At 68.7% G+C, this 23,523-nt stretch carries 19 protein-coding genes and 2 pseudogenes; 11 read left to right on the top strand and 10 right to left on the bottom strand.

Annotation, left to right across the window (positions count from 1 at the left end; translation table 11 throughout):
* The 6 genes from BN13_RS16650 to BN13_RS16625 all read left to right on the top strand — a co-directional run.
* Positions 1–1,859: transglutaminase family protein (locus BN13_RS16650; RefSeq protein ID WP_162199991.1), on the top strand; the 1,859-nt coding region annotated here is incomplete at its 5' end.
* 9 nt (positions 1,860–1,868) lie between these two features.
* Positions 1,869–4,412, top strand: a complete 2,544-nt coding sequence (locus tag BN13_RS16645; RefSeq protein ID WP_048548295.1) for a circularly permuted type 2 ATP-grasp protein — start codon at positions 1,869–1,871, stop codon at positions 4,410–4,412.
* The gene (locus BN13_RS16640; protein WP_048548293.1) at positions 4,399–5,325 is read left to right on the top strand and encodes a transglutaminase family protein; all 927 of its coding nucleotides are present in this window, start codon (positions 4,399–4,401) and stop codon (positions 5,323–5,325) included. The genes BN13_RS16645 and BN13_RS16640 overlap by 14 nt, the downstream gene beginning before the upstream one ends.
* Positions 5,326–5,335: 10 nt before the next feature.
* Positions 5,336–6,550 carry a cytochrome P450 gene (locus BN13_RS16635; RefSeq protein WP_157038646.1) on the top strand — a complete coding sequence of 405 codons (1,215 nt, stop codon included), beginning with the start codon at positions 5,336–5,338 and terminating at the stop codon, positions 6,548–6,550.
* 33 nt (positions 6,551–6,583) lie between these two features.
* Entirely contained in the window at positions 6,584–7,981 is a 1,398-nt protein-coding gene (locus BN13_RS16630) for a sigma 54-interacting transcriptional regulator (RefSeq protein WP_048548290.1), read from the top strand.
* Positions 7,982–7,988: 7 nt separating this feature from the next.
* Positions 7,989–9,980: a vWA domain-containing protein gene (locus tag BN13_RS16625; RefSeq protein WP_048548287.1), complete on the top strand. Its 1,992-nt coding sequence runs from the start codon at positions 7,989–7,991 to the stop codon at positions 9,978–9,980.
* A 1-nt stretch (position 9,981) separates the two neighbouring features.
* Here BN13_RS16625 and BN13_RS16620 read toward each other — a convergent pair whose 3' ends face one another.
* Together BN13_RS16620 and BN13_RS19420 are read right to left on the bottom strand one after the other, a co-directional pair.
* The gene (locus tag BN13_RS16620) at positions 9,982–11,166 is read right to left on the bottom strand and encodes an MFS transporter (RefSeq protein ID WP_048548286.1); all 1,185 of its coding nucleotides are present in this window, start codon (positions 11,164–11,166) and stop codon (positions 9,982–9,984) included.
* 49 nt (positions 11,167–11,215) lie between these two features.
* Positions 11,216–11,896, bottom strand: coding sequence for a TetR/AcrR family transcriptional regulator (locus BN13_RS19420; protein ID WP_162199990.1), 681 nt, complete (start codon positions 11,894–11,896; stop codon positions 11,216–11,218).
* 173 nt (positions 11,897–12,069) lie between these two features.
* Here BN13_RS19420 and BN13_RS16610 point away from each other — a divergent pair, with 173 nt between their 5' ends.
* Positions 12,070–13,581: a DUF3352 domain-containing protein gene (locus tag BN13_RS16610; protein ID WP_162199989.1), complete on the top strand. Its 1,512-nt coding sequence runs from the start codon at positions 12,070–12,072 to the stop codon at positions 13,579–13,581.
* A 107-nt stretch (positions 13,582–13,688) separates the two neighbouring features.
* Here BN13_RS16610 and BN13_RS16605 read toward each other — a convergent pair whose 3' ends face one another.
* Positions 13,689–15,170: a gamma-aminobutyraldehyde dehydrogenase gene (locus BN13_RS16605; RefSeq protein ID WP_048548281.1), complete on the bottom strand. Its 1,482-nt coding sequence runs from the start codon at positions 15,168–15,170 to the stop codon at positions 13,689–13,691.
* Between the two features lie 136 nt (positions 15,171–15,306).
* Here BN13_RS16605 and BN13_RS16600 point away from each other — a divergent pair, with 136 nt between their 5' ends.
* The 3 genes from BN13_RS16600 to BN13_RS16590 are packed head-to-tail and all read left to right on the top strand — an operon-like array spanning position 15,307 to position 19,477.
* Positions 15,307–18,822, top strand: coding sequence for an indolepyruvate ferredoxin oxidoreductase family protein (locus BN13_RS16600; RefSeq protein ID WP_048548280.1), 3,516 nt, complete (start codon positions 15,307–15,309; stop codon positions 18,820–18,822).
* On the top strand, positions 18,819–19,067 hold the full coding sequence (locus BN13_RS16595) for an AbrB/MazE/SpoVT family DNA-binding domain-containing protein (protein ID WP_048548278.1): 249 nt from the start codon (positions 18,819–18,821) through the stop codon (positions 19,065–19,067). The genes BN13_RS16600 and BN13_RS16595 overlap by 4 nt, the downstream gene beginning before the upstream one ends.
* A complete protein-coding gene (locus tag BN13_RS16590; protein WP_048548277.1) occupies positions 19,064–19,477 on the top strand; it encodes a type II toxin-antitoxin system VapC family toxin in 414 nt (137 codons plus the stop codon). The genes BN13_RS16595 and BN13_RS16590 overlap by 4 nt, the downstream gene beginning before the upstream one ends.
* Positions 19,478–19,514: 37 nt before the next feature.
* Here the strand turns inward: BN13_RS16590 and BN13_RS16585 are convergent, their stop codons facing one another.
* From BN13_RS16585 to BN13_RS16560, 7 genes and pseudogenes are all read right to left on the bottom strand, one after another.
* Positions 19,515–20,054, bottom strand: a complete 540-nt coding sequence (locus tag BN13_RS16585) for a hypothetical protein (RefSeq protein WP_048548275.1) — start codon at positions 20,052–20,054, stop codon at positions 19,515–19,517.
* Between the two features lie 24 nt (positions 20,055–20,078).
* The gene (locus tag BN13_RS16580) at positions 20,079–20,588 is read right to left on the bottom strand and encodes a hypothetical protein (protein ID WP_048548273.1); all 510 of its coding nucleotides are present in this window, start codon (positions 20,586–20,588) and stop codon (positions 20,079–20,081) included.
* A 97-nt stretch (positions 20,589–20,685) separates the two neighbouring features.
* The gene (locus tag BN13_RS20095; RefSeq protein ID WP_235434098.1) at positions 20,686–20,823 is read right to left on the bottom strand and encodes an aldehyde dehydrogenase family protein; all 138 of its coding nucleotides are present in this window, start codon (positions 20,821–20,823) and stop codon (positions 20,686–20,688) included.
* The gene (locus tag BN13_RS20495; RefSeq protein ID WP_048548271.1) at positions 20,820–21,014 is read right to left on the bottom strand and encodes an aldehyde dehydrogenase family protein; all 195 of its coding nucleotides are present in this window, start codon (positions 21,012–21,014) and stop codon (positions 20,820–20,822) included. Before BN13_RS20495 ends, BN13_RS20095 begins: the two co-directional genes overlap by 4 nt.
* A 134-nt stretch (positions 21,015–21,148) precedes the next feature.
* Positions 21,149–21,370 (bottom strand): annotated as a pseudogene (locus tag BN13_RS20990) (hypothetical protein); the annotation flags it as partial.
* A gap of 35 nt (positions 21,371–21,405) precedes the next feature.
* Positions 21,406–21,900, bottom strand: a pseudogene (locus BN13_RS16565) (ISL3 family transposase); the annotation flags it as partial.
* Between the two features lie 430 nt (positions 21,901–22,330).
* Positions 22,331–22,642 (bottom strand): putative quinol monooxygenase, encoded by a 312-nt coding sequence (locus tag BN13_RS16560; RefSeq protein ID WP_048547633.1) that lies wholly within the window; start codon positions 22,640–22,642, stop codon positions 22,331–22,333.
* Between the two features lie 107 nt (positions 22,643–22,749).
* On the opposite strand from BN13_RS16560, the gene BN13_RS16555 reads away from it, so the two are divergent.
* A partial coding sequence (locus BN13_RS16555) for a DJ-1/PfpI family protein (protein WP_048548269.1) occupies positions 22,750–23,523 on the top strand: 774 nt, incomplete at its 3' end.

Here is a 23,523-nt window from a genome sequence, read left to right as displayed (position 1 = left end):
ACCCGGCGGGCGAGGGCTGGGGGACGACCTACTGGCGGCTGCGCCGACGCCACCTGTTCCTGACTCCGGGGACCTCGCCGCTCGGCCTGCGATTGCCGCTGGGGTCACTCGCGTGGACGGACGGCCCCGACCATCACGACGTCTCGCCATTCGCCGAGCGCCCGGACCTCCCCGTTCCGGAGAACAACCCCGAGGTGGCCCCGGCGCGCATCCTGGACATCGAGGAGGCTCCGCGCACGGCGCTCGGCGTCGAGGTCCGCGACGGACATGTCTTCGTCTTCTTGCCGCCGATCGCCGAGGTCGACCTGGCCCTGCGCCTGGTGGCGGCGATCGAGCGTGCCGCCGCGGCGCGCGCGATTCCCGTTGTCCTGGAAGGGTATCCGCTGGCCGGAGACCCTCGCCTCACGTCCCTCTCCGTCACTCCCGACCCCGGCGTCATCGAGGTCAACGTCCAGCCGACCGGGTCCTGGGCCGCGCTGCGCGAACTCACCGTCAACCTCTACGAGGACGCCCGTCAGGTCCATCTCACCACCGAAAAGTTCGACCTCGACGGCACCCACACCGGCACCGGCGGCGGCAATCACTTCACGCTCGGCGGGTCGAGGGCCGCCGATTCGCCGCTGCTGCGCCGACCCGATCTCTTGCGCAGCATGCTGACCTATTGGCAGCACCACCCGAGCCTCTCCTATGTCTTCGCGGGCCGATTCATCGGGCCGACGAGCCAAGCCCCGCGCGTCGATGAGGGGCGTTTCGAGACGCTGTACGAGTTGGAGATCGCCTTCGCCGAGCTGGAGCGCACCACGGCCGAGGCCCGAGCCGGGGCGAGTGGGTCCGGCGACGCCGTCACGCCCCCGTGGCTCGTCGACCGCCTCTTCCGGCATCTGCTAACCGACCTCGTCGGCAACACTCACCGCGCCGAGTTCTGCATCGACAAGCTCTTCAGTCCCGACTCCGAGCGAGGGCGGCTCGGCCTGCTCGAACTCCGCGGCTTCGAGATGCCGCCGCACCCCCAGATGGCCCTCGTCCAGGCCCTCCTCGTGCGCGCGCTCGTGGCCCGATTCTGGGAGGAGCCGTATGCCGCGCCCCTCGTCCGCTGGGGATCGCGCCTGCACGATCGCTTCCTCCTGCCCGCCTTCGCCGCCGCCGACCTGCGCGAGGTCGTGGGTGAGGTGAACGCGTGGCTGGCGCGCTCGCCATACGGCCAAGGGGCAGTGTTCGACGACGCCTGGTTGGCGCCCTTCCTGGAGTTCCGCTTCCCGCGCCTCGGCGAGGCGGATATCGCCGGCGTGCATCTGGAACTGCGGCAGGCGATCGAGCCATGGCATGTGCTCGGCGAGGAGGCGAGCAGCGGCGGGACGGCCCGCTATGTCGATTCCTCTGTTGAGCGAGTGCAGATTTCGGCGACGGGGTTGACCGAGGGCCGACATGTGGTGACCTGCAATGGCGTCCCCATCCCGCTCGTGGCGACCGGCGGCGCCCCCGGGAGCGTCGTGGGGGGCGTGCGCTATCGCGCGTGGGCTCCGTGGTCGGCGCTGCACCCGACGATCGGCGTGCACTCGCCGCTCATCTTCGACCTGGTGGACCGCTGGAACGCCCGATCGCTCGGCGGCTTCACCTATCACGTGACCCATCCCGGCGGGCGCAGCTATGCGGACTTCCCGGTCAATGCGGTCGCGGCGGAGTCCCGTCGCTCCTCGCGGTTCACCAAGCACGGGCACAGCTCCGGACCGGTCGACATCGGCGGCTGGCGGGACGCGGCTTTGCTGGGTCCCCCCGGGTCGGAGTACCCCACCACCCTTGACCTGCGACGATTCACCCCCGGCAATCCGCCTCCGGCGGAGCGCGAAACCGACAACTAGGCTGGTCGAATGACCGCCCACGCCGTGGAGGGTGACGGCCCGCTCCTGGACGGCCCGCTCCTGGACGGCCCGCTCCTGGACGACTCGGCATCCGCCGGCGGTGCGTTCATCGGTGCGGAGTTCGTCGGTGCGGTGGTGGGCAGTCCGGGGGTAGCCGCGGCCATCGACGCGCTCGGCTTGGCCGGGCTCCTCGCCGCGCGCAGCGAGGCCCGACGGCTGGTCGAGGACGACGGCATCACCTATGGCGTCGGCGCGCGGGCACGGACGTGGACGATCGACCCGCTTCCCCTGGTCATCGGCACCGACGAATGGGCGCGTCTGGAGGCCGGCCTGCGCCAACGTGCCCTCGTTCTCGACCTCGTCCTGACCGATTTGTATGGCGAGCGCCGCCTCCTGCGCGAACGCCTCCTCCCCCCGGAACTCGTTCTCGGACATCCCGGTTTCCTCCCGCAGGTCGACGGCATCCGGTTGCCGGGAGATCGGCAACTGATCCAGGTCGCGACCGATCTGGTGCGCGACGACACCGGGGCGTGGACGGCGGTCGCCGACCGGACCCAGGTGCCCTCGGGCTCGGGTTATGCGATGGCCAACCGGCGGATCACCTCGCGCGTGATGGCAGGGCTGCACCGCCGAACGCCGTTGGCGCGGTTGCGGGGCTTCTTCGACACGATGCGCACGACGCTCCTCAGCATCGCGCCGGAGGATCTGGACCTGCCGCGGGTGGCCCTGCTCAGCCCGGGCGCCGAGTCCGAGACCGCCTTCGAGATCGCCTTCCTCTCGACCCTGCTCGGCTTCCCGGTCGTGGAGTCCGAGGACCTGACCACCCGCGGGGGGCGCATCCACATCCGCTCGGCCGATAAAACCGAGCCGATCGACGTGCTCCTGCGCCGCGTCGACGCCGCCTATTCGGACCCGCTGGACCTGCGGCCCGACTCCCGCTTGGGGGCGACCGGGCTCATCGAGGCGAGCCGGCGGGGCCGGATCTCGGTGGCGAATCCGCTCGGCGCCGGCGTCCTGGAGAGCCCGGCACTGTTGGCGCACCTGCCGCAGCTGACCAGGCAGCTGCTCGGTGAGGATGCGCTCTTGCCGTCCGCCCCGACCTGGTGGGGCGGGGAGCCGCAGGGGCAGGCCTATCTGCTCAACAACCTGGATCGGTTGGTGCTCAAGGGATTTTCTCGAGAGATCCGCCCGGAGGCGACCTTCGGCTGGGAGTTGAGCGCTGCCGCCAAGGCCGACCTGGCGGCGGCCATTGCGGCCCGGCCGTGGGAGTGGACCGGCCAAGAGCCGATGCCCGGCTCGACCGCGCCGGTCGTGACGGCCGCCGGCCTACAGCCTCGCCGCGTCGTGCTCCGGACCTTCGCCGTCGCCCACGACAGCAGCTATGTGATCCTGCCCGGGGGCTTGGCGCGGGTCGCGGCCCGGCCCGATCAGCACCTGATCGCCAATGCGACCGGCGCCCTGACCAAGGACGTCTGGGTCCTCGCCCCCGCGGGCACCGGCGTGGAGCGCATCACCCTCGACCAGCGGCCCCAGGCCACGCCGCTGCGCCTCGCCCCAGCCGTCGCCCCGCGCGTCGCCGACAACCTCTTCTGGGTCGGTCGGTATGCCGAGCGCGCCGACGGTCTCGCCCGGCTCCTGCGCGTCGGCGACGACCTTGTCGAGGACTTCGGCGCCCGACCGGGAACGCCTGGGCACGCGACGATGCAGGCCGTCATCACCGCGCTCGCCGCGCTGACCCGCACCCCCTCGATCGAGGCCGATCCGGTGGTCGGATTGCGTGGCCTGACCCTGGACGCGGACCGGACCGGCACTTTGGCGTATGCCGTGACCCGCCTCATCGGGGCGACCTACCAGGTCAGAGACCAACTCTCCCAAGACATTTGGATCGTCCTCGGCCGGTTGGAGCGCGCGCTGCGCGAGATTCCCCGCGACGAGGCTCAGTTGCAGCCGCAACTCGCCCGCATCCTGGAGTCGTTGCTCGCCATCGCCGGCATCCTTGCCGAGTCGATGGTGCGGGATGCGACGTGGGGCTTCCTCGACGGCGGGATCCGGCTGGAACGCGCGATGAATACGGCAGCCTTGCTGCGGCATACGGTCATCGCGCAGCGCGCGCCGGTGGTGGACGGCCAGGTCGCCGAGTCGGCGTTGTTGGCGAGCGAGTCGATCCTCACGCATCGCCGGCGCACTGTCGCGGGCCTCGGCCCGGCGGCGCCGGTGTCGTCCGCGCTGACCTTGCTGCTGACGGACGAGACGAACCCGCGCTCGGTCGCCTACCAGTTGCGGCGCCTCGCCGACGCGATGGATCTGGTCGGCGATCCGACCGCCGCCGCGACCGCTCGGGCGCTGCTCGCCGACGTCACCCGCGTGGACGCTGAGGGGGCGGCCAGCGGCGACCGGACCGAATTCGCCACGTTCCTGGACACCCTCGATCTCGCTCTGCGGGACCTCGGCGCCCACATCGAGCGGGTCCACTTCGCGCGCAAGGCGACGCAGCACAGCCTGCCGATCGGGTGGAGCCTGACGACGGAAGGAGCGGGCCGTGGCGCAGAGTGACGCCGACTTCCTCCCGCGGACGTATCGCGTGCGGCATACGACCCGCTACACCTACGACGAGGATGTCGTCGGCTGCTACGAGCGGGGATTTCTGTCGCTGCGGCCGACCCCGACCCAGACGCTGCGCGCGATCGAGGTGACGGTCTCTCCGGAGCCGGATGTCAATGCGGCACACTGGGATTTCTTCGGCAACGAGAGTTTCTATGTCGAGGTGCGCACTCCCCATACGACCTTCGAGGCGACGATGGACGCCGAGGTGGCGGTGGATTGGGCGCCCGTCGACGTCGCCGCCCTGGACCGCCTCACCGTGGCCGAGTCCGTCGCCGCCATCCGCGCGGAGGACGTCGATCCGGTCTTGGAGACGGCCTATCGATTGCCGTCGGCGCTGGTCGAGTTGGGCCCTCGCGTGGCCGAGTTCGCCGACACGATCCTCGCGCCGGAGCGGGCACTGGGTGAGGCGCTGACCGACCTCTATCGCACGATCTATCGCGATTTCGCCTATCGCAAGGGCGCGACCTCCGTGCGCACAACGCTGCCGGAGATCCTCGACCTGAGGGCCGGCGTGTGCCAGGACTTCGCGCACTTGGCCATCGGCGCCCTCCGCTCGGTCGGCCTGCCCGCGCGCTACGTCAGCGGCTACATCGAGACCGCTCCCCCGCCCGGCAAGGCCAAGCTCGCCGGCTCCGACGCCACCCACGCCTGGGTCTCGGTGCGCGTCCCCGGCGGTGGCTGGGTGGATCTCGATCCGACCAACGACCACTTCGCTGACTCGCGCTATATCGTCACCGCGTGGGGCCGCGATTTCCGCGACGTCTCCCCGCTCAAGGGCGTGATCTTCACCGAGGCGAAGCACTCAACCCTCGATGTTGCCGTCGACGTCACCCGACTCGAAGCGCCGACCCGCGACGCTTAAGGTGAGCCGCGTGACTACCGCGACCACGAGGGAACCCGGCGTCTGCCCGGTCGGCCACGATCAGAAGTCCGGCGAACCCACTGACCGGTACGACCCGGCATACGAATGGGTTGAGCGGGGCGACAAGCAGGTGCTGGCGCTGCACAGCTTCGCGCTCGGCCGGGCCTTCCTGCGCGTCGGCTCCGGGACCTCGCAAGCGGGTTTCTCCGCCGAGTATGTCGGCGGCCTGGTGCGCAAGCCGCTGCTCTATCAGGAGGGCGCGGACCATCGCGCGCAACGCAAGGCGATCGCCCGATTCTTCACTCCCCGAACGGTTTCCGAGCGCTACCGCGACATGATCACGCGGATGTCGACCCAGCTCATCACGTGGTCGGCGACACAGCCCGTCGTGGCGCTGGATCGGTTGTCCCTGCGGGTGGCGATGCGCGTTGTCGCGGATGTCATCGGGCTGACCGAGTCGAAGATCGATGAGATGGAGCTGCGGCTCGACCGCTTCTTCGAAGCGAAGCCCAGTGCAGAAGGCCCCAAGATCGCGTATGCCGTGGCGCAGGCGCAGACCCTGGTGCAGTTCGGCTCCTTCTTTCTCCACGACGTCCGTCCCGTCCTGCGCGCGCGCCGCCGTGAGCCGCAGGACGACCTCGTGTCCCACCTGCTCGCGCAGGGTTACTCCAGCACTGAAGTCCTCTCCGAAGCGGTCATGTATGCCGCGGCCGGCATGGTCACCACGCGCCAATTCATCTGTATGGCCGCGTGGCACTTCCTGGAGCGCCCCGACCTCCGCGCCGCGTTCCTCGCGGCGGATTCACCCGAACGCCACCGGATCCTCGCCGAAATCATTCGTCTCGAACCGGTCGGCACGATGCTGCTGCGCACGGCGGAGGAGGAGATCGTCGTGGAGCACGACGGCGAGCGGATCGCCATACCGGCCGGGACGGTGGTGGAGGTGCCGATCCGGGCGACGAATGCCGACCCGCGCGTCTTCGGCGAGGACAGCCTGGACCTGCGCCTCGATCGCTCCTGCCCGGCCGGCGTCCCTCGCTCCGGCCTGGCCTTCGGCGACGGCCATCACAGCTGTCCCGGCGAATATCTCGCCTTGCACGAGAGCGAGATCTTCCTCGTCGAGTTGCTCTCGCGCGACGTGACGTTGGTGCAGGAGCCGCGGATCGAGTTCAACGAGGTCGCCCGCGCCTATCACCTTGCCGACTTCTTGATCACCGTCCGCTGACCCATCTCAGTCAGCCGGGTTAAGTTGGCCCGCATGACTGGGGCACCGGATATCGCCACGCTCAGCCAACTGCGCGCGAGCGGGCACGAGCAGAAGTCGCTTCGCCGCGAGCTGCGCGACAACCTGCTCGCCAAACTCGCGGCCGGCGAGGACCCGTGGCCCGGTCTGCACGGCTTCGAGCAAACCGTCCTCCCGCAGGTCGAACGCGCCCTCATCGCCGGCCACGACATCGTCTTGCTCGGCGAGCGCGGCCAGGGCAAGACCCGCCTCCTGCGGACCCTCATCGGCCTGCTGGATGAGTGGACGCCGGTCATCGAGGGCTCTGAACTCGGCGAGCACCCCTACGAGCCGATCACCCCGGCCTCTGTGCGCCGCGCCGCGGAACTCGGCGACCACCTCCCCGTCGCCTGGCGGCACCGCTCCGAGCGGTATGCCGAGAAGCTCGCCACCCCCGACACCTCCGTCGCCGACCTCATCGGTGATGTCGACCCGATGAAGGTCGCCGAGGGCCGCCATCTCGGCGACCCGGAGACGATCCACTACGGCCTGATCCCGCGCAGCCACCGCGGCATCGTCGCCATCAACGAGCTGCCCGATCTCGCCGAGCGCATTCAGGTCGCGATGCTGAATGTCATGGAGGAGAGGGACATTCAGATCAGGGGGTATGTCGTGCGTCTCCCCCTCGACGTCCTCGTCGTCGCCTCGGCAAACCCGGAGGACTACACCAACCGCGGCCGGATCATCACGCCGCTGAAGGACCGCTTCGGCGCCGAGATTCGTACCCACTATCCCGTTGACCTCGCCGACGAGATCGCGGTCATCCGCCAGGAGGCCAACCTCGCCGCAACGGTGCCGGACCAGATCGTGGAGATCATCGCCCGGTTCACCCGGCATTTGCGCGAGTCCAGCGCGGTTGATCAGCGCTCCGGCGTCTCGGCGCGCTTCTCGATCGCCGCGGCCGAGACGGTCGCGGCGGCGGCGCTGCACCGGGCCACGATCCAGGGCGAAGCCGAGGCGGTGGCTCGCGTGGTCGACCTCGCCGGTGCCGTCGACGTCCTCGGCGGCAAGGTCGAGTTCGAGACCGGCGAGGAGGGCCGCGAGCGGGCCGTCCTCGATCATCTGCTGCGCACCGCGACGGCTGAGACGGCGCGAGAAGCCTTCCGCGGCCTCGACTTCCGGCTCCTGGTGGAGGCGCTGGCCGGCGGCGTGCTGGTCATGACCGGCGACCAGGTCAGTGCTGCCGACGTCCTCGACGCCCTCCCGATCCTCGGAGAGTCGGAGTTGTATGACGAGGTGGCCGCCCGCGTCTCGGCCGCCTCCGCGGGCGAGCGGGCCAGCGCGCTCGAACTCGCCCTGGAGGGGCTCTACCTCGCCAAGCGCATCGGCAAGGACTCCGACGGGTCCCGCACGGTCTACGGCGAAACCCCTTGAGCCACCAATGAGTTCGCGTCGGGAGTCGAGGCACTCCGCATACGGACCGTATGCCGGGGGCGACCCCCTCGCGCCGCCGGTCGACCTCGGCGAGGCGCTGTCCGCGATCGGCGAGGACGTGATGGCGGGCTATTCGCCCGAGCGGGCGCTGGCGGAGTTCCTGCGCCGTGGTGGCCAGAACCAGCGCGGCCTGGACGACCTCGCCCGGCAGATCGCGGAGAAGCGGCGCGAGTTGTTGCAGCGCCACAATTTGGACGGCACGATGCAGCAGGTCAAGGAGCTGCTCGACAAAGCCGTTCTGGCAGAACGCAAACAGCTCGCTCGGGACCTCGACGATGACGCCCGGTTCCAGGAGATGCGGCTCGACGGGCTGCCGCCCTCGCCAGCCGCGGCCGTGAACTCGCTCGCGGACTACCCGTGGCGCAGCAGTGACGCGCGCGCGGCATACGAGGAAATCAAGGACCTGCTCGGGCGGGAGTTGCTCGACCAGCGCTTCGCTGGGATGAAGCAGGCCCTCGAAGGCGCCACCGACGAGGACCGAGCCCGGATCAACGAGATGCTCGGCGACCTCAACGACCTGCTGGAGAAGCACCGGCTCGGCGAGGACACCAACCAGGACCTCGCCGATTTCATGGCCAAGCATGGCGACTTCTTCCCGGAGAATCCGCAGTCGGTCGAGGAGTTGATCGACGCCCTCGCCCAGCGGGCCGCCGCCGCGCAGCGGATGCTCAACTCGATGACGCCAGAGCAGCGCGCCGAGCTGATGACGTTGTCGCAGCAGGCTTTTGGCTCACCGCAGATTATGGACAGCCTCAGCCGATTGGATGCGAACCTGCAGATGCTGCGCCCGGGCGAGGACTGGAGCGGCGGCGAGCGCTTCCAGGGTGACGAGGGTTTGGGCCTCGGCGATGGCACGGGCGCCTTCCAAGATCTCGCCGAGCTCGATGCCCTGAGTGAGCAACTCTCCCAGGCATATCCGGGCGCCCGCTTGGACGATATCGACCTCGACGCCCTGCTGCGCCACCTCGATGACGAGGCCAGCGCGGACGCCCGCACTCTCGCCGAGATCGAGAAGCAACTGCGCGAGACCGGCCTGATCAAGCGCAGCGCCGATGGCTCACTTCGCCTCTCTCCCAAGGCAATGCGCCAGCTCGGCAAGTCGCTGCTGCGCGATGTTGCCGACCGGATGTCCGGCCGGCAGGGCGCCCGCGAGCTACGCCAGGCCGGGGCGGCCGGTGAGCCGAGCGGCGCCAGCCGCGCCTGGGCCTTCGGTGACACCGAGAGTTGGGATGTCACAGCCACCCTGACCAATGCGGTGCAGCGCACCGTGAGCCGCGGGATGGACGCGCGGCACGGCATACGGCTGGAATTGGACGACATCGAGGTAATCGAGACCGAGGCGCGCACCCAGGCGGCCGTCGCGCTGCTCGTCGACACCAGCTTCTCGATGGCGATGGACGGCCGCTGGCTGCCGATGAAGCGCACCTCGCTCGCGCTACACCAGCTCATCTCGACCCGCTTCCGCGGCGACAAACTGCAGCTGATCGCCTTCGGCCGACGCGCCCAGGTGATGGACATTGAGGAACTCACCGGCCTGGAACCGAAGTGGGACAAGGGAACCAACCTCCACCACGCCCTGCTGCTGGCCAACCGGCACTTCCGCAAGCACCCGAGCATGCAGCCGGTGCTCCTCGTCGTCACTGATGGCGAACCGACGTCCCACCTGCACTCCAGCGGGCAGGTCTTCTTCGACTACCCGCCGCACCCGCTGACCCTCGCCCTGACGGTGCGCGAGTTCGACACGACGACTCGGTTGGGCGCCCAGGTCACCTTCTTCCGGCTCGGCGACGACCCCGGCCTGGCCCGCTTCATCGACCAGATGGCCCGACGCGCGGACGGGAAGGTGGTGGCGCCGGAGACCGACGATCTCGGCGCTGCCGTCGTCGGGAGCTACCTCGGCTCCCGCTCGACCTGGCGCTCCGCCTGGACCGGCCTCTGACCTACGCGTCCGCCACGCGCGTCCGTTGGTGGACGAGCAGCGAGACCGCGAAGATCAGGCCGCCGGCGAGGGCCAGAGCGAAGCCGACCCACGACGGGGCGGTGTAGCCGTAGCCGGCGGCAAGCACGGCGCCACCCAGCCAGGCCCCCAGCGCATTGGCGACATTGAGCGACGCGTGGTTGCTGGCCGCCCCGAGGTTGCGGGCGTCGCCGGCGACCTGCATCAGCCGCATCTGGAGACCGACCACCAGCATGCCGGCGCAGATGGAGCACGCGAGGATCGACAGAGCTGCGGGGATCAGCCAGTGCGCGGTCCAGGTGAAGAGCGCCAGGTTGCCCGCCAGGGTCGCCAGCCCGAGCCCGATCGTCCGCAGGATCGACCAGTCCGCCATCCGCCCGGCGATCGGCGTCCCCACCAGACCGCCGAGACCGATGATCAGCATGATAAAAGGCACGACCGAGGCCGGCTGCTTGGTCACCTCGGTGATCGTCGGCGCGATATAGGAGTTCATCGCGAACATGCCGCCGAAGCCGATCGCCCCCGTCAGCAAGGTCAGCCAGACCTGCAGGTTCTTCAGCGCCCGCAGCTCGCGTCGCATTGCCCCGTCCGGATGCGGATACGACTGCGGCACAACGAGATGCACGAGAACAGCCGAGACGAGGGCCAGCCCTCCGATCACGCCATATGCCGCGCGCCATCCGAACTGTTGCCCCAGCCAGGTGCCCACCGGGACCCCGAGCAGATTCGCGAACGGAATGCCGAGCATCACCCGGGAGACCGCGCGCCCGGCCATCTGCGGCGGCATCAGATCGACGGCAGCGAGCGATGCGACCCCGAAGAAGGCACCATGGGGCAGCCCCGCCAGGAAGCGGGCACCCACGAGCAGGCCGAAGTTCGGCGCGAGCGCCACGAGGGCATTGCCGATCGCCAGCGTCGCCAACAGGCCCGCCAGCATGGTGCGCCGCGGCCAACTGGCGCCAGCGACGGCGAGGATGGGGGCGCCGACGACGACGCCCACGGCATACGCCGCGATCGATGCCCCGCCCGCCGGAATGGACACCCCGAGATCGGCGGCCGTCTCGGGCAGCAAACCCATCGCGATGAACTCGGTCGTCCCGATCCCGACGCCGCCCAGGATGAGGGCGATGATGGCGAGGTTCGTATGCCGAGCCGTGGTCACGGCCATACGGTGTCATGAGTGCGCGCTCAATGCGCGCCTGGACCAGCCGGAGAACTTAGGCGGACTTCGCGGGGTTCAGCGCGATGCCATTCGGGACGCGACGGATGGCCTTGGCCATCGACATCCCGACCCGTTCGGGGCTGTCGCCCAGGCCGATCAACTGCGTCACGAAGAGCGAGGCAAAGACCCCGAGATCGGACTCGGGGTTGAGGTGCCCGGTGAGTTCGAGGCTGACGCAGCCGTGGATTGCCGCCCACAACTGGGTCGCGACAATCACCGCGTCAGCGTCGCCGAACCGGCCCGAATCGAGCATCCGCTGGGTGGTGTCATAGAGCACCTGGAAGGCGTGCGTCGCCGCCGGCGACATCGTCTCGAGGCCGTGGCCCTCGGGGAAGGATGCCTTGATGCCGGGCCGCGGGACGTTGACCTGCTGCGAGAACAGCAGCGCATATTCGTTCTTCTTGACGAGCGCGAAGATGCGGTGCGCCAGACCCATGGCCAGCAAGTCCGCGACGGGATCGTCGGTCTGTCCGGGGGCCAGCAAGGCGTCGGCGAACTCGCCATACGCTCGATCCCGCACGGCGTTGAGGAGGCCGGAAATGTTGCCGTAGTGGGTGTAGAGCGCCGAGGTCGAGAGGCCGACGTCGGCGGCGATGCCGCGCGCTTGGAGGGAGCCGATGCCTTCTGCAGACAGCCGTCGGTATGCCGCGTCGAGCAGCCGCTCCTTGACGGTCACGTCCACGTGCTCACCCCCGAGTAACGAGAGTACCCCGGTGCGGATGCAACGGCAGCGGTCGCGGACGTGGTCACGTAACAATGTTCCGCGATGGGGTGCCACCGCCGCAAGTCGACCGCCGAAAGGTGCACATAGAATGCGCATCGGGGATAAAGATTTCACCAGGGGAGAACATGACTGAACCACTGCAGCCCACGTCCGACGTGCCCGCGCCCACCTCGGGCGCGGGCTCTGATTGGGGCTACACCGCCCCCACGCCCGCTCCGACTGCCCGTCGCGGCCGAGGTCGCGTGTTCGCGGCCGCCGCCGGCACGGTCGCCTTGGTGGGTCTGGCGGCTGGCGGGACGTATGCCGTGAGCGCCCTTCGCGGCGGCGGCGCCCAGCCCGAGTCGGCCCTGCCGGCCAACACCATCGCCTTCGCGAAGGTGGACCTCGATCCGTCCAGCGGCCAGAAGATCGACGCCATCCGCTTCATCCGGAAGTTCCCGGCCGCCAAGGAAAAGTTCGGCGAGCTCGGTGACTCGGTTGACCTGCGCAAGCTCATCGTCGAGCAGATGCAGAAGGACGGGCAGCTCAAGGGGCTCAACTACGACACGGACATCGAGCCGTGGCTCGGCAAGCGCTTCGCGGTCGCGTTGGTGCCCGGCAGTGACAACACCACCCCCGTGCCCGTCGCCATGCTGGCCGTCACCGACAAGGCCAAGGCTGAGACCGCACTGTCCAAGGCAGACAACGTCGACTGCACCGTGACCGACGAGTTTGCGCTGTGCGGCGAGGCGGCAGCGGCGATGGAGACGGTTCAGGCCGCGGGGGCCAAGGCGTCGCTGGCCGGGGCTGACGGCTTCACCGGCGACATGAAAGACCTCGGCGAGGACGGCATGCTGTCGTTCTGGGCAGACCTCGGGGCGGCGAAGAGCGCCCTGGGCAGCGCCGTCAAGCAGTTCGGCGGGGCGTCGCCCACGGAGTTCGACAGTGCCTTGCAGGGCAAGCTGTTCGGCGCGCTGCGCTTCGATGGCGCCAACCTGGAGTTGGCGGCGCATGTCCGGGACGCCAAGGAGTCTTTCGAGGGCGGCAAGGGTGACAACGCGATCGGCGACTTGCCTGCGGACACGCTCGCCGCGGTGAGCATCAATGACCTCGGGCCCAACCTGCAGAAGCAGTGGACCAAGCTCGAATCGACGCTGAACGACACGACCGGCGACAGCATGTCCAGCCTCGAGCAGCAACTCGGCATGTCGCTGCCGGACGACTTGGTCAAGCTGCTCGGCACGCAAACCACGCTGGCCTTCGGCGGGATGGGCACCGACAACCAGCCCAAGTTCGCCCTGAAGACCAATGGCGATGCAGCCGTCGCAACCAAGCTCGTCAACACCTTCGCCGACCAGGGCCTCAGCGCCTCGGTCACCCCCATCGACGGCGGGATGGTTGCCGGGACCGGTGACTACGCCGCGGCAGTGGCGCAGGGCTCCGGCCTGAGCGGGAAGGACCTGTTCAAGAAGGCCGTTCCCTCCGGAGACAAGGCCCAGATGGCCATGTTCGCCGATATCGCCGGGCTCATCGCGGCCTTTGGTGCCGACCTGCCCGACAGCGAGAGGGCCAACCTTGCTCCGCTGGAGGCCTTCGGCCTGAGCGCCACTGCTGAAGGGACCAGCTCCGACATCGCGATTCGCTTGACCACGAAATAACTCCACCACCGCGGAATTACCCTTTCAACCACCCGTTCGCGGGCGACTATACCCACGCCCGCGAACGGTTGGCTACCCAAGGGTAACAATGCCGGCGATGTAACCGATTACATTGGCGAGATCGTGAAAATTGTGCGGTGCCAGGGCTTTTCGGCCACGGCGGTGCGGTCGAACATCACGTGCTTGATCGTCGTGTACTCCTCGAAGGAGTAGGCCGACATGTCCTTGCCGAAGCCGGACTGCTTCACCCCGCCGTGCGGCATCTCGCTAATGATCGGGATGTGGTCGTTGATCCACACGCACCCGGATCGGATCTCGGCGCTGGCGCGCAACGCGCGATAGACATCGCGGGTCCAGGCGGACGCAGCCAGGCCGTATGCCGTGTCGTTGGCCAGCGCGATCGCCTCGTCGTCGCTGTCGAAGGGCGTCACCGTCAGGACGGGGCCGAAAATCTCGTCGGTCCAGACTTCGTGTGCGGGGGTGACACCGGCAATCAATGTCGGCGAGTAGTAGGAGCCAGCCGCGAGATCGCCGCCGGGGGATGCGCCGCCGGTGACCACCCGGGCATACGACCGGGCACGCTCGACCATCCCGGCGACCTTGTCGCGGTGGCCCATCGAGATGAGCGGGCCGAGATCGGTCGCGGGATCGGGGGTGGGGCCTAGGCGCACCGTGGCATACAGATCGGCGACGCCCTCGATGATGCGATCATGCAGCGAGCGGTGCACGATCGCGCGGGTGGCCGCGGTGCAGTCCTGGCCGGTGTTAATCAGCGAGCCGGCGACGGCTCCGTGGATCGCCGCGTCGAGATCTGCGTCATCGAAGACGACGAAAGGCGCCTTGCCGCCGAGTTCGAGGTGGACTCGCTTGGCGGTGCTCGCGGCAGCCTCGAGGACTGTGCGCCCGACGCGAGTGGAGCCGGTGAAGGAGACCATGTCGACGTCGGGGTGGCGCAGCAGGTGCGCGCCCGTGGTCGCACCCGCGCCGGCCACGACATTGATGACGCCGGGCGGCAGGCCCGCCGCGGTGGCCACCTCGGCGAACATCAACGAGGTCAACGGGGTGTTCTCGGCCGGCTTGAGCACGATCGTGTTGCCGGCGGCGATGGCCGGCAGGATCTTCCACGCCGCCATCTGCAGCGGGTAGTTCCACGGCGAGATCGACCCGACCACGCCGACCGGCTCGCGGCGAATGCTGCTCGTGTGATCGGCTGAATATTCAGCGGTCGCCTTGCCGTCGAGATTGCGCGCGGCGCCGGCGAAGAAGGCGATGTTGTCGATCGTGCCCGGGACGTCGAACTCGGTCGCGAGCCGGATCGGCTTGCCCGCCTGCCGCGACTCGACCTCGGCGAATTCGCTTGCCCGGCGCTCCATTTCGGCCGCGAAGGCGGTCAGGATCCCCGATCGCTCGCCGGGCGTCGTGCGCGACCAGCCGTCGTATGCCGCCCGCGCCGCCGCCACCGCCGCGTCCACCTGCCCGGGCCCCGCCAGGGCATACTCCGTGATCGTCTCCCCGGTCGAGGGATCGATCACCCGGTAGGGCTCCCCGCCGTCGCTCTCACGCCGCTCGCCGTCGATGAAGGTCGTCATGGCCTGAGCCTACGGAGCCGGGCCTGGCCCGCACTCCCGCCCGTCCCGTTCACGCAGTCGATTTGGCGCGCGCAGGTCACGTCCGGCGAAAGCTGCGAGAGTGGGAGAGACAGGGCAGGCGAGCGGAGGGGACGCGATGACGGCGACGCAGGACGGCACGCGGGCGGGCGCCTTCCGGATCGCGGACCGGCTCACCGCGACCAGCGGGACTGTCCACCTCGGCGGCTTGCGTGCGCTCGTCCGGCTGCCGCTGGATCAGCGACGGCTTGATGAGGCGGCGGGGCGGCATACGGGCGGGTTCATCAGCGGGTATGAGGGGTCGCCGCTCGGCGGGTACGACAAGGAACTCCTCCGGCTGGGTCCCCAACTGGAGGCGGCCGGGATCATCTTCCGGCCGGCGGTCAACGAGGAACTCGCCGCCAATGCCGTGCTCGGCAGCCAACTCGCGGCGATGCGGCCGACGCGGACGGTAGATGGGGTGGCGGGCTATTGGTACGGCAAGGCGCCCGGCCTGGACCGCGCAACCGACGCATTGCGACACGGGAATCTCGGCGGCAGTTCGCCGCTCGGCGGGGTGCTCGTCATGGTCGGCGACGACGTCAACGCCAAGAGCTCGACGGTGCCCAGCGCCTCGGAATGGGCCATGGCGGAGCTCGGTATGCCGGTGCTCGTCCCCGCGGACCCGCAGGACATCCTGCGGCTGGGGCTGCACGGCATCGCGATGTCGCGCTTCAGCGGGCTGTGGTCGGGGCTGAAGCTTGCGACGAATGTCGTGGACGGTAGCGCCACGGTGCAGCTAGGTGACACGCCGATTGTCTTGCCCGACAACGAAATCGACGGTCAACCCTATGTGCACCAGCCGCACGCGCGCTTCCTGCAGCCCGCCCTGGCGGCGCTAGAAGAGTCGCTGCTCACGACTAGGCCGCAGCTCGCGCTGCGCTATTCCCGCGCCAACGGCCTCAACGAGATCAGCGGTGACCCGAAAGCCCGCGTCGGCATTGTCGCCGCGGGGCAGCGCTTCCGGGACGTCCAGGAGATGCTGGCACTACTCCGCATCACGGCAGATCGCCTGTCCGACAGCGGGATTCGGCTGCTCAAGCTCGGCATGGTCGCGCCGCTCGACGCCGAGATCGTCCAGCGCTTTGCCGAGGGACTCACCGAGATCATCGTCGTGGAGGAGAAGCGCGCCTTCGTCGAGACAGCGATCAAGGGCATCTTGTATGGCCGTGCCCACGCCCCCGCAGTCAGCGGGCGAACGACCCCCGATGGCCACTCACTGCTTCCGCCGCAGAGCGACCTGACCGCCGCGACCCTGGCCCGAAATCTCGGCCCTCAGCTCGCCGAAATCCTCCGCTCCGACACCATCGCGGCGGCGAGTTCCGCTCTGGCGCAACCGCGTTCGCGCACCCAACTGTCACTGACCCCGACGGCACCGCGCACGCCATACTTCTGCTCCGGCTGCCCGCACAACCGCTCGACCCGCACCCCCGGCGACAGCCTGGTGGCCGCCGGCATCGGCTGCCACACCCTCATCGTCTTCATGGACCCCGACAAGGTCGGCGATGTCATCGGCTTCACCCAGATGGGCGGCGAGGGTGGTGCCTGGATCGGTATGACGCCCTTCGTGAGCGACGAGCACCTGATCCAGAATCTCGGCGACGGCACCTTCCACCACTCCGGCAGCCTCGCCGTGCGCGCGAGCGTCGCGGCGGGGACGAATATCACCTACCGCATCCTTTGCAATGGCGCGGTCGCGATGACCGGCGGTCAGGACATCGTCGGTGGTATGCCCGTGCCCGACCTCGCCCGGGCCCTGCTCGCCGAGGGCGTCCAGAAGGTCGCGATCACGACCGAGGACCCGAGCCGGTATGCCGAGGCGCGCCTCCCCGACCGCGTGCGCGTCCACCACCGCGACGACCTCGATCAGGTGCTGGCCGACCTCGCCACCATCCCCGGCACGACGGCTCTGCTCAACGATCAGGAGTGCGCGACCGAGTTGCGGCGCAAGCGCAAGCGTGGCCTCGTGGCCGCGCCGACGCGACGCGTCGTCATCAATGAGCGCGTCTGCGAGGGCTGCGGCGATTGCGGCGCGAAGTCGAACTGCCTGTCGGTCATCCCCCTCGACACCGAGTTCGGCCGCAAGACCGCCATCCACCAGGCGTCCTGTAATCAAGACTTCTCCTGCCTTGACGGCGACTGCCCGTCGTTCATCGAGGTCATCCCCGGCGATCAGCCGAGCCGCCGCGGCCGCGCGACGGTTCTGGAGACGGCTGACCTGCCCGCCCCCACACCGAACCGCACGAGCGCACCCGTCAACATCCGACTCATGGGCATCGGCGGCACAGGGATCGTCACCACTGCGCAAGTGCTGGCGGTCGCCGCCACCAATGCCGGATTCCACGTGCGCGGGCTCGACCAACTCGGCCTGTCCCAGAAGGGCGGGGCGGTCATCTCGGACTTGCGCCTAAGCCCGAACCCGATCGAGGGCAGCAACGTCCTCGGCCCGGGCGAGGCCGACCTCTACCTCGGCGCCGACCTGCTCGTGGCCACCGCTCCGGCGAATCTCGCCATCACCGATCCAACGCGAACCTGGGCCGTCGTGTCCACCTCCAAGGTTCCGACTGGCGCGATGGTGGCCGATCCCGGCGTGACCTTCCCCGCCCTCGACCCCGTCACGGCGAGTCTTCGCGAGCGCGTCCGCCCCGACAGCCTGCTGCTCGACGCGCGCGACCTGACGACCACGCTCTTCGGCGGTGACCAGCTCGCCAACACCTTCCTCATCGGCGTCGCGGTCCAAGCCGGAGCCCTGCCCATCCCACCGCGCGACATCGAAGATGCCTTGCAGCAGAACGGCGTTGCCATCGCGGCCAACGTCCAAGCCTTCCGCTGGGGCCGGATGTATGCCGCCCACCCCGCCCGTGTTCTCGCCCTCACCGCCCCGCCCCAACCGGTCGCCCCGCCAGCGGAAGCCGTCGCCCTCGTCCGCGCGGCCGGCCTCCCGACCGGGGGTGACCTCGGTGACCTCCTCGCCCGCCGAGCAGGCGACTTGATCGCCTACCAGGACACGGCATACGCGCGCACTTTCCTGACCCACCTCGCCCACGTCCACCGGCGCGAGCAGGCGGCCGTGCCAGACCCCGACGCTCCGGTCACCCGGGCGGCGGCGATCGGCCTGCACAAGCTGATGGCCTACAAGGACGAGTACGAAGTGGCGCGCCTCTCCACCGATCCCGCTGTGGGAGAACGGATCAAGGCAGAGTTCGGCGACGACGCGGCATACCGCTTCCGTCTGCACCCGCCCGCGCTACGCGCCCTCGGGATGGACAGCAAGATCGCGCTCGGCCCGTGGTTCGAGCCCGTCTTCAAGGGCCTGTATGCCGCGCGCCGGCTCCGCGGCACGCCCCTCGACCCCTTCGGCCGGGCCCGCGTCCGGGTGGTCGAGCGCGCCCTGATCGAGGAGTATGTCGCCGCCCTCGCCTCTGCCACCGCGCACCTGCGCCCCGACAACCGCGCCGCCGTCATTGCCCTCGCCGAGCTCCCCGACCTGGTGCGTGGCTATGAGGACGTGAAGCTGCGCAATGTCGCCCGCTTCCGCGCCGAACTAAAGCAGCACCCAACACATCAAGCATCGGATGGTAATCTTCTACCATGAAAACTACCATCGACGGTGCCGGGCGCATCGTTGTGCCGAAGGCGATCCGCGAGGCCTTGGGCCTGGGCGCTGGTCAGTCGGTCGACATCTCTTTCGCGAACGGCAGGATCGAGATTGACCTGGCTCCTGCGCAGGTTCAGCTGGAGATCGATGAGCGTGGGCTGCCGCGGCTTTCGCCCGAGTCCTCGCTGCCGCCACTAAACGACGAGATCGTCCGCGACACCCTAGAGGCGACCCGGCGGTGATTCCCGCCCGGATCATGTGCGACAGCAGCGTCCTCGTTCCTGCTGTCCTTGCCTGGCACCCGGAGCACGACGCTGCCCGCGCGGCTCTCGCCGAGGTCGATGCTCTGCCAGCCTACGTGCTCCTTGAGACCTACAGCGTGTTGACGCGGCTGCCAGCCCCGCATCGGATTGGTGCGCGCGACGCGGCGGCCGTCCTAGGGGCCATGACGCTACCCCTGCTCCAGCTGCCGGGACTGGAGTATGCCGCCCTACTCGCCGCGGCCGGGGCGAAGGGCGTGCGCGGTGGAGCCCTCTATGACGCCCTGATCGCTGTGACTGCCGCCCACCACGGGGCCGAACTCATCACGCGTGATGCGCGCGCTCAACCGACCTATGAGGCGATGGGAACTCAGTATCGCCTCCTAACCTGATCGCCATTGGGCCAGGTCTCGTTGGATGATGCGAGCGTCAGGGGGCAAGAATCCCGGCCGGGTAGTAGTAGCCGTCTCCCGTGGCGCGGTTCACGGACTGTGACGTGAGTTTGGCGCCCGAGGACGCGTCATACGTCTGAATCACGAAGGTGTTGTCGTCGCCGCCGTCGTCCCCAAGCAGATGAAGATGGCCGGCCCGCACGTCGAAATCGACGATGCCCGCGGCCAGGTCGTACCCAGTGACGGCATTCGTCGTGAGGTCAAGCCTTGACACGTGTCGAAGCGTCGACAAGGCGCCGAAAGCCGGATGCATGAAGGGGTGCCCGACATAGAGCGTGTTGCCGTCGAGTCGCAGGAGGTAGGGCAGTTTCGCGCCGAGGTCGACTCGGGTGGCCTTCATGGTGTCGGGGTCGAGCACGACGATGTCATGCCCCGGGGTGTTGCTGGCGGCGTTCACCGTTAGGGGATATACGAGCTTGTCGCCGTAGGCGATCGCCGAGTCCACCGATCCCTCCGCGAACGGAATCGCGGTCCGTCGGCGGACGTCGAGCGTCTGCGGGTCGAGCGACAGCAGCACATAGGTGTCGACGCCTTCTGGATCCTACTCAATTGCGAAGCCATACAGCGCGGTCGGTGCACCGGCATCGTCTCGCGCCATCACGAGATTGGTTACGGCCGTCCCGGAGACCGACTGCTCCCCGACCATGTGGCCGGTCTTGTCGAACGCGCGGATATTGCTGGTGCTGTTGACGACCTCAGTATTGATGAAGCGGGTGCCGTCGGTCACGATGGACAGCGGGCTGATCGCCCCCTCGAGTTTGACAGTGCGGTTGGTGCACGTGCGCACGTCGAGGTCCACCACATGGGTGACGTCGTGCTGGACATCCCCAGTGGCTAGGACGTATGCCCGTTCCCCCACCCTGGCCGTGTTGACTCGCCCCGGGAGCATGCCCATGACGGGCGCCGTGCCGACGTTCGATTTCGACGTCGCCGTCACCTCGTCGATGGTGCTGGGCGAGGCCTCCTGGCTCGACCACGCGACGAGACTCCCGCCGCGCAGGGAGCCGAGGCGGTCGCGGTGCTCGTGACGGATGAGCTTGAGCCGGAGCAACCCGTCAACGCAAGCACGCCCAGCATCGCGGCAGTCGCTGCCCACCTGCCCACCATGCAACCCCCCGGAATGCCAACGCGTGCCGGGGTGAATTCTGTCAGCGGGCGATCTGCATGACAACGGCCTTGGGCTCGGTGAAGAACTCGCGGCTGAAGTTGCCACCCTCTCGACCGACCCCCGAGTCGCCGACCCCGCCGAAAGGCGTGCGCAGGTCACGGATGAAGAAGCAGTTCACGCGACCTTCTCGAAGTGCTTCTTGCTCGACAGAGCCGAGAAGCGGGTCGACGGGTCGAAGGGGTCGCCGATGGTCAGTGCTTCGGCGGCGGCCACGAAGCGGGCCATGACCTCGTCATAAATCGAGGTATGGATGAACAGGCGGGAGCCCGCGAGGCAGATTTGGCCAGCGTTGCGGAAGATCGCTTCCACGGCCTAGTAGACCGCGTTATCCAGTTCAGCGTCGGCGAACACGATATTGGCGCCCTTGCCGCCGAGCTCCAACGAAACCGTGCCAAATGCGCTGCCGCAGAAGCCATTACGTGCTTCCCCGTGGTCGACGACCCGGTGAAGGTGACGCGGTCCACGCGCTCGTCCCCGGTCAACGCGGAGCCGGCCGGCGTGCCGTGCCCATTGAGGACATTCAGGACACCGTTGTTGAAGGTCACCGAACAGAGCACCAGATCGCAGAACGGCGCGATCGACGGCAGGGTCAACGGTCCGGAAGTGCTGCGACGCGATGGTCGGGTAGGTCCCGCCGCGGGGGTTCCAGATGTCCGTGGTGTCATTGGCCCGGACCGCGAGCGTGACCTCGTCCCCCAACCACGCCCTCGAACCGCGTGGGGTCGTTGATCAGCAGCCGCTTGCCTTCAGGCAGGACCGCGTTGTTGGCGGTGTCCCACGCGACCCCGAGTCCCTCGGCGACACGTGCGACGGTGAGGTGTGCGACCACGATCCCTTCCAGCGCCCACCGCAGCCCGGTGCGCGAGAGCTTCGCGCGTGGCTCCGCCGCGGCGCTGGTGTCTTGGCGCCACACGTGTCCGCAGTCGGCACAGCGGTAGCGGCGCACTACAACTTCCAGCACAGTCGCTCGCCAGCCCAGCGGCTCGTGGGCCAACCGCCGGATCACGGTGTCACGAGCAGCGCCTTCGCTGCCGCACCGTCGGCACCACTGATCTGGTTCCACCACGCGGCACGCGAGGACCGCACGATCCGGTTCAGGTCGTTGTCCGGTCACGCTCAGACCGAGGCCGTCGAGTTGAGCGAAGGCGGTCAGGTCAGGGCGGCCGAAGCCGGCCGGCGGGGTAGCGTCGGACACGTCGAGGTCTTTCGGATGGATGGCGTAGGAACCTCCGTCGTCGGGAGACCTCGACGTCTATCTGCGGACCGACGCGCCCAGCCGACCTACACCGTCATCTGAGAAGACCTCTGAAACGTCTTCGACGACGACGGGACCGGCGAGGAGTAGGGCGCGGTGAGCTAAGAGAATGGAGCTTCCTCGGCTTCGACGCCGCCGAAAGCTCCGGTGAAACGGTCGGTACTGGTGGTCGCGCGATGCGCTGGCCTCACGGCTCTGCCCGACACCGACGTCACTCTCCTCTGCGACGGACCCCTCGCCGGCTGAGCGCTCGCGCCCGGCATCCTGTCCGTGTGCCGATAGGCCTCGCACCGCTCGGCAACGCAGCGTGGCGTTGCGTCGCGACCTGGCGACGGCTCGGCGGGGCGCGATCGTCTCGTGCGTTGGCGGACTACGGGAGCTTGGACGCGAGGACGTCGGCCGGCAGGATCTCGGGTGCTGCGCCGAGGAGGTGCTGGTTGGCCATCAGGGCTGCGACGATGGCACCGTTGGCGTGGGCGTCGCGAGCGGCCTCGTCGGGGAATGCATCGAAGATCCAGAAGGTGTCGGCGTGGGTCCTGACCGCGAACCAGACAATCGTTCCCACTTCTTCGTTGGCGAGCGCGACAGCGCCGGCGAGCAGATCGGCGAGCGCGTCGTGCTGTCCATCGGCCGCGACGATCTTGGCGACGAAGGCATACGGAAGTGATGCGGGTGTGGACATGAGGGGTTCTCCTAGGTGTCGAGGTTTCTTGGTGAGCGAGTTCAGCGTATGACGAGCAAGGGCATGTGAGAAGTGGCGTATACGACAGTATTGCTATTGTTCGCGCCATGCGTATCGGACTGATCGCGATCGACGGCTGCTTCGGTTCGGCTGTCGCGTCGATCATCGACATCGTGCGGGTGGCCGACGGAGCCCGCAGCGATGTCGACCCGCGGATCGACCCGATCGAACTCGCCATCCTCGGACCGAAACGGCGAGTGACCACGACAACATCGATGACCCTGTCGGTGGACCACCCGCTGTCGGAGTCCGCAGAGTTCGACGTGGTCGTCGTCCCTGCGCTTGGAACCCTCACGGCCGCCGCTACCAACGACGCCCTCCAGAGCCGAGATGCTCGTTCGGTCATCGCCTCGCTCGGGCGCCTCGACGAGGCGACCACCCGGATCGCCGCGGCGTGCACCGGCGTGTTCGCCGTCGCCGAGACCGGACGGATGCATCATCGGCGGGCGACGACCAGCTGGTTCCTGGGGCCGGAGTTCCTGAAGCGCTATCCGACCGTCGCCCTCGATCTCGACACCATGGTCGTGGTCGACGGGAACCTCATCACCGCCGGCGCCGCGTTCGCCCACATCGACCTCGCGCTCTCACTCGTGCGATCGATCAGCCCCGACCTGGCCCAACATGTCGCCAAGCTCCTCATCATCGACGAGCGTCCGTCGCAGGCGGCCTTCGTCGCCTACGAACATCTCCGGCACGAGGACCCGATCGTCGTCGAGTTCGAACGCTTCGTGCGCGCCCGCCTGGACGAACCGTTCAACGTCGCCTTCGTCGCGCAGTCGCTCGGCACCAGCCGGCGCACCCTCGAACGACGAGTCCGTGCG

Source organism: Nostocoides jenkinsii Ben 74, from assembly GCF_001046875.1.
GTDB classification, from domain to species: domain Bacteria; phylum Actinomycetota; class Actinomycetes; order Actinomycetales; family Dermatophilaceae; genus Nostocoides_A; species Nostocoides_A jenkinsii.
This window is presented reverse-complemented; position numbering and strand designations above follow the sequence as displayed.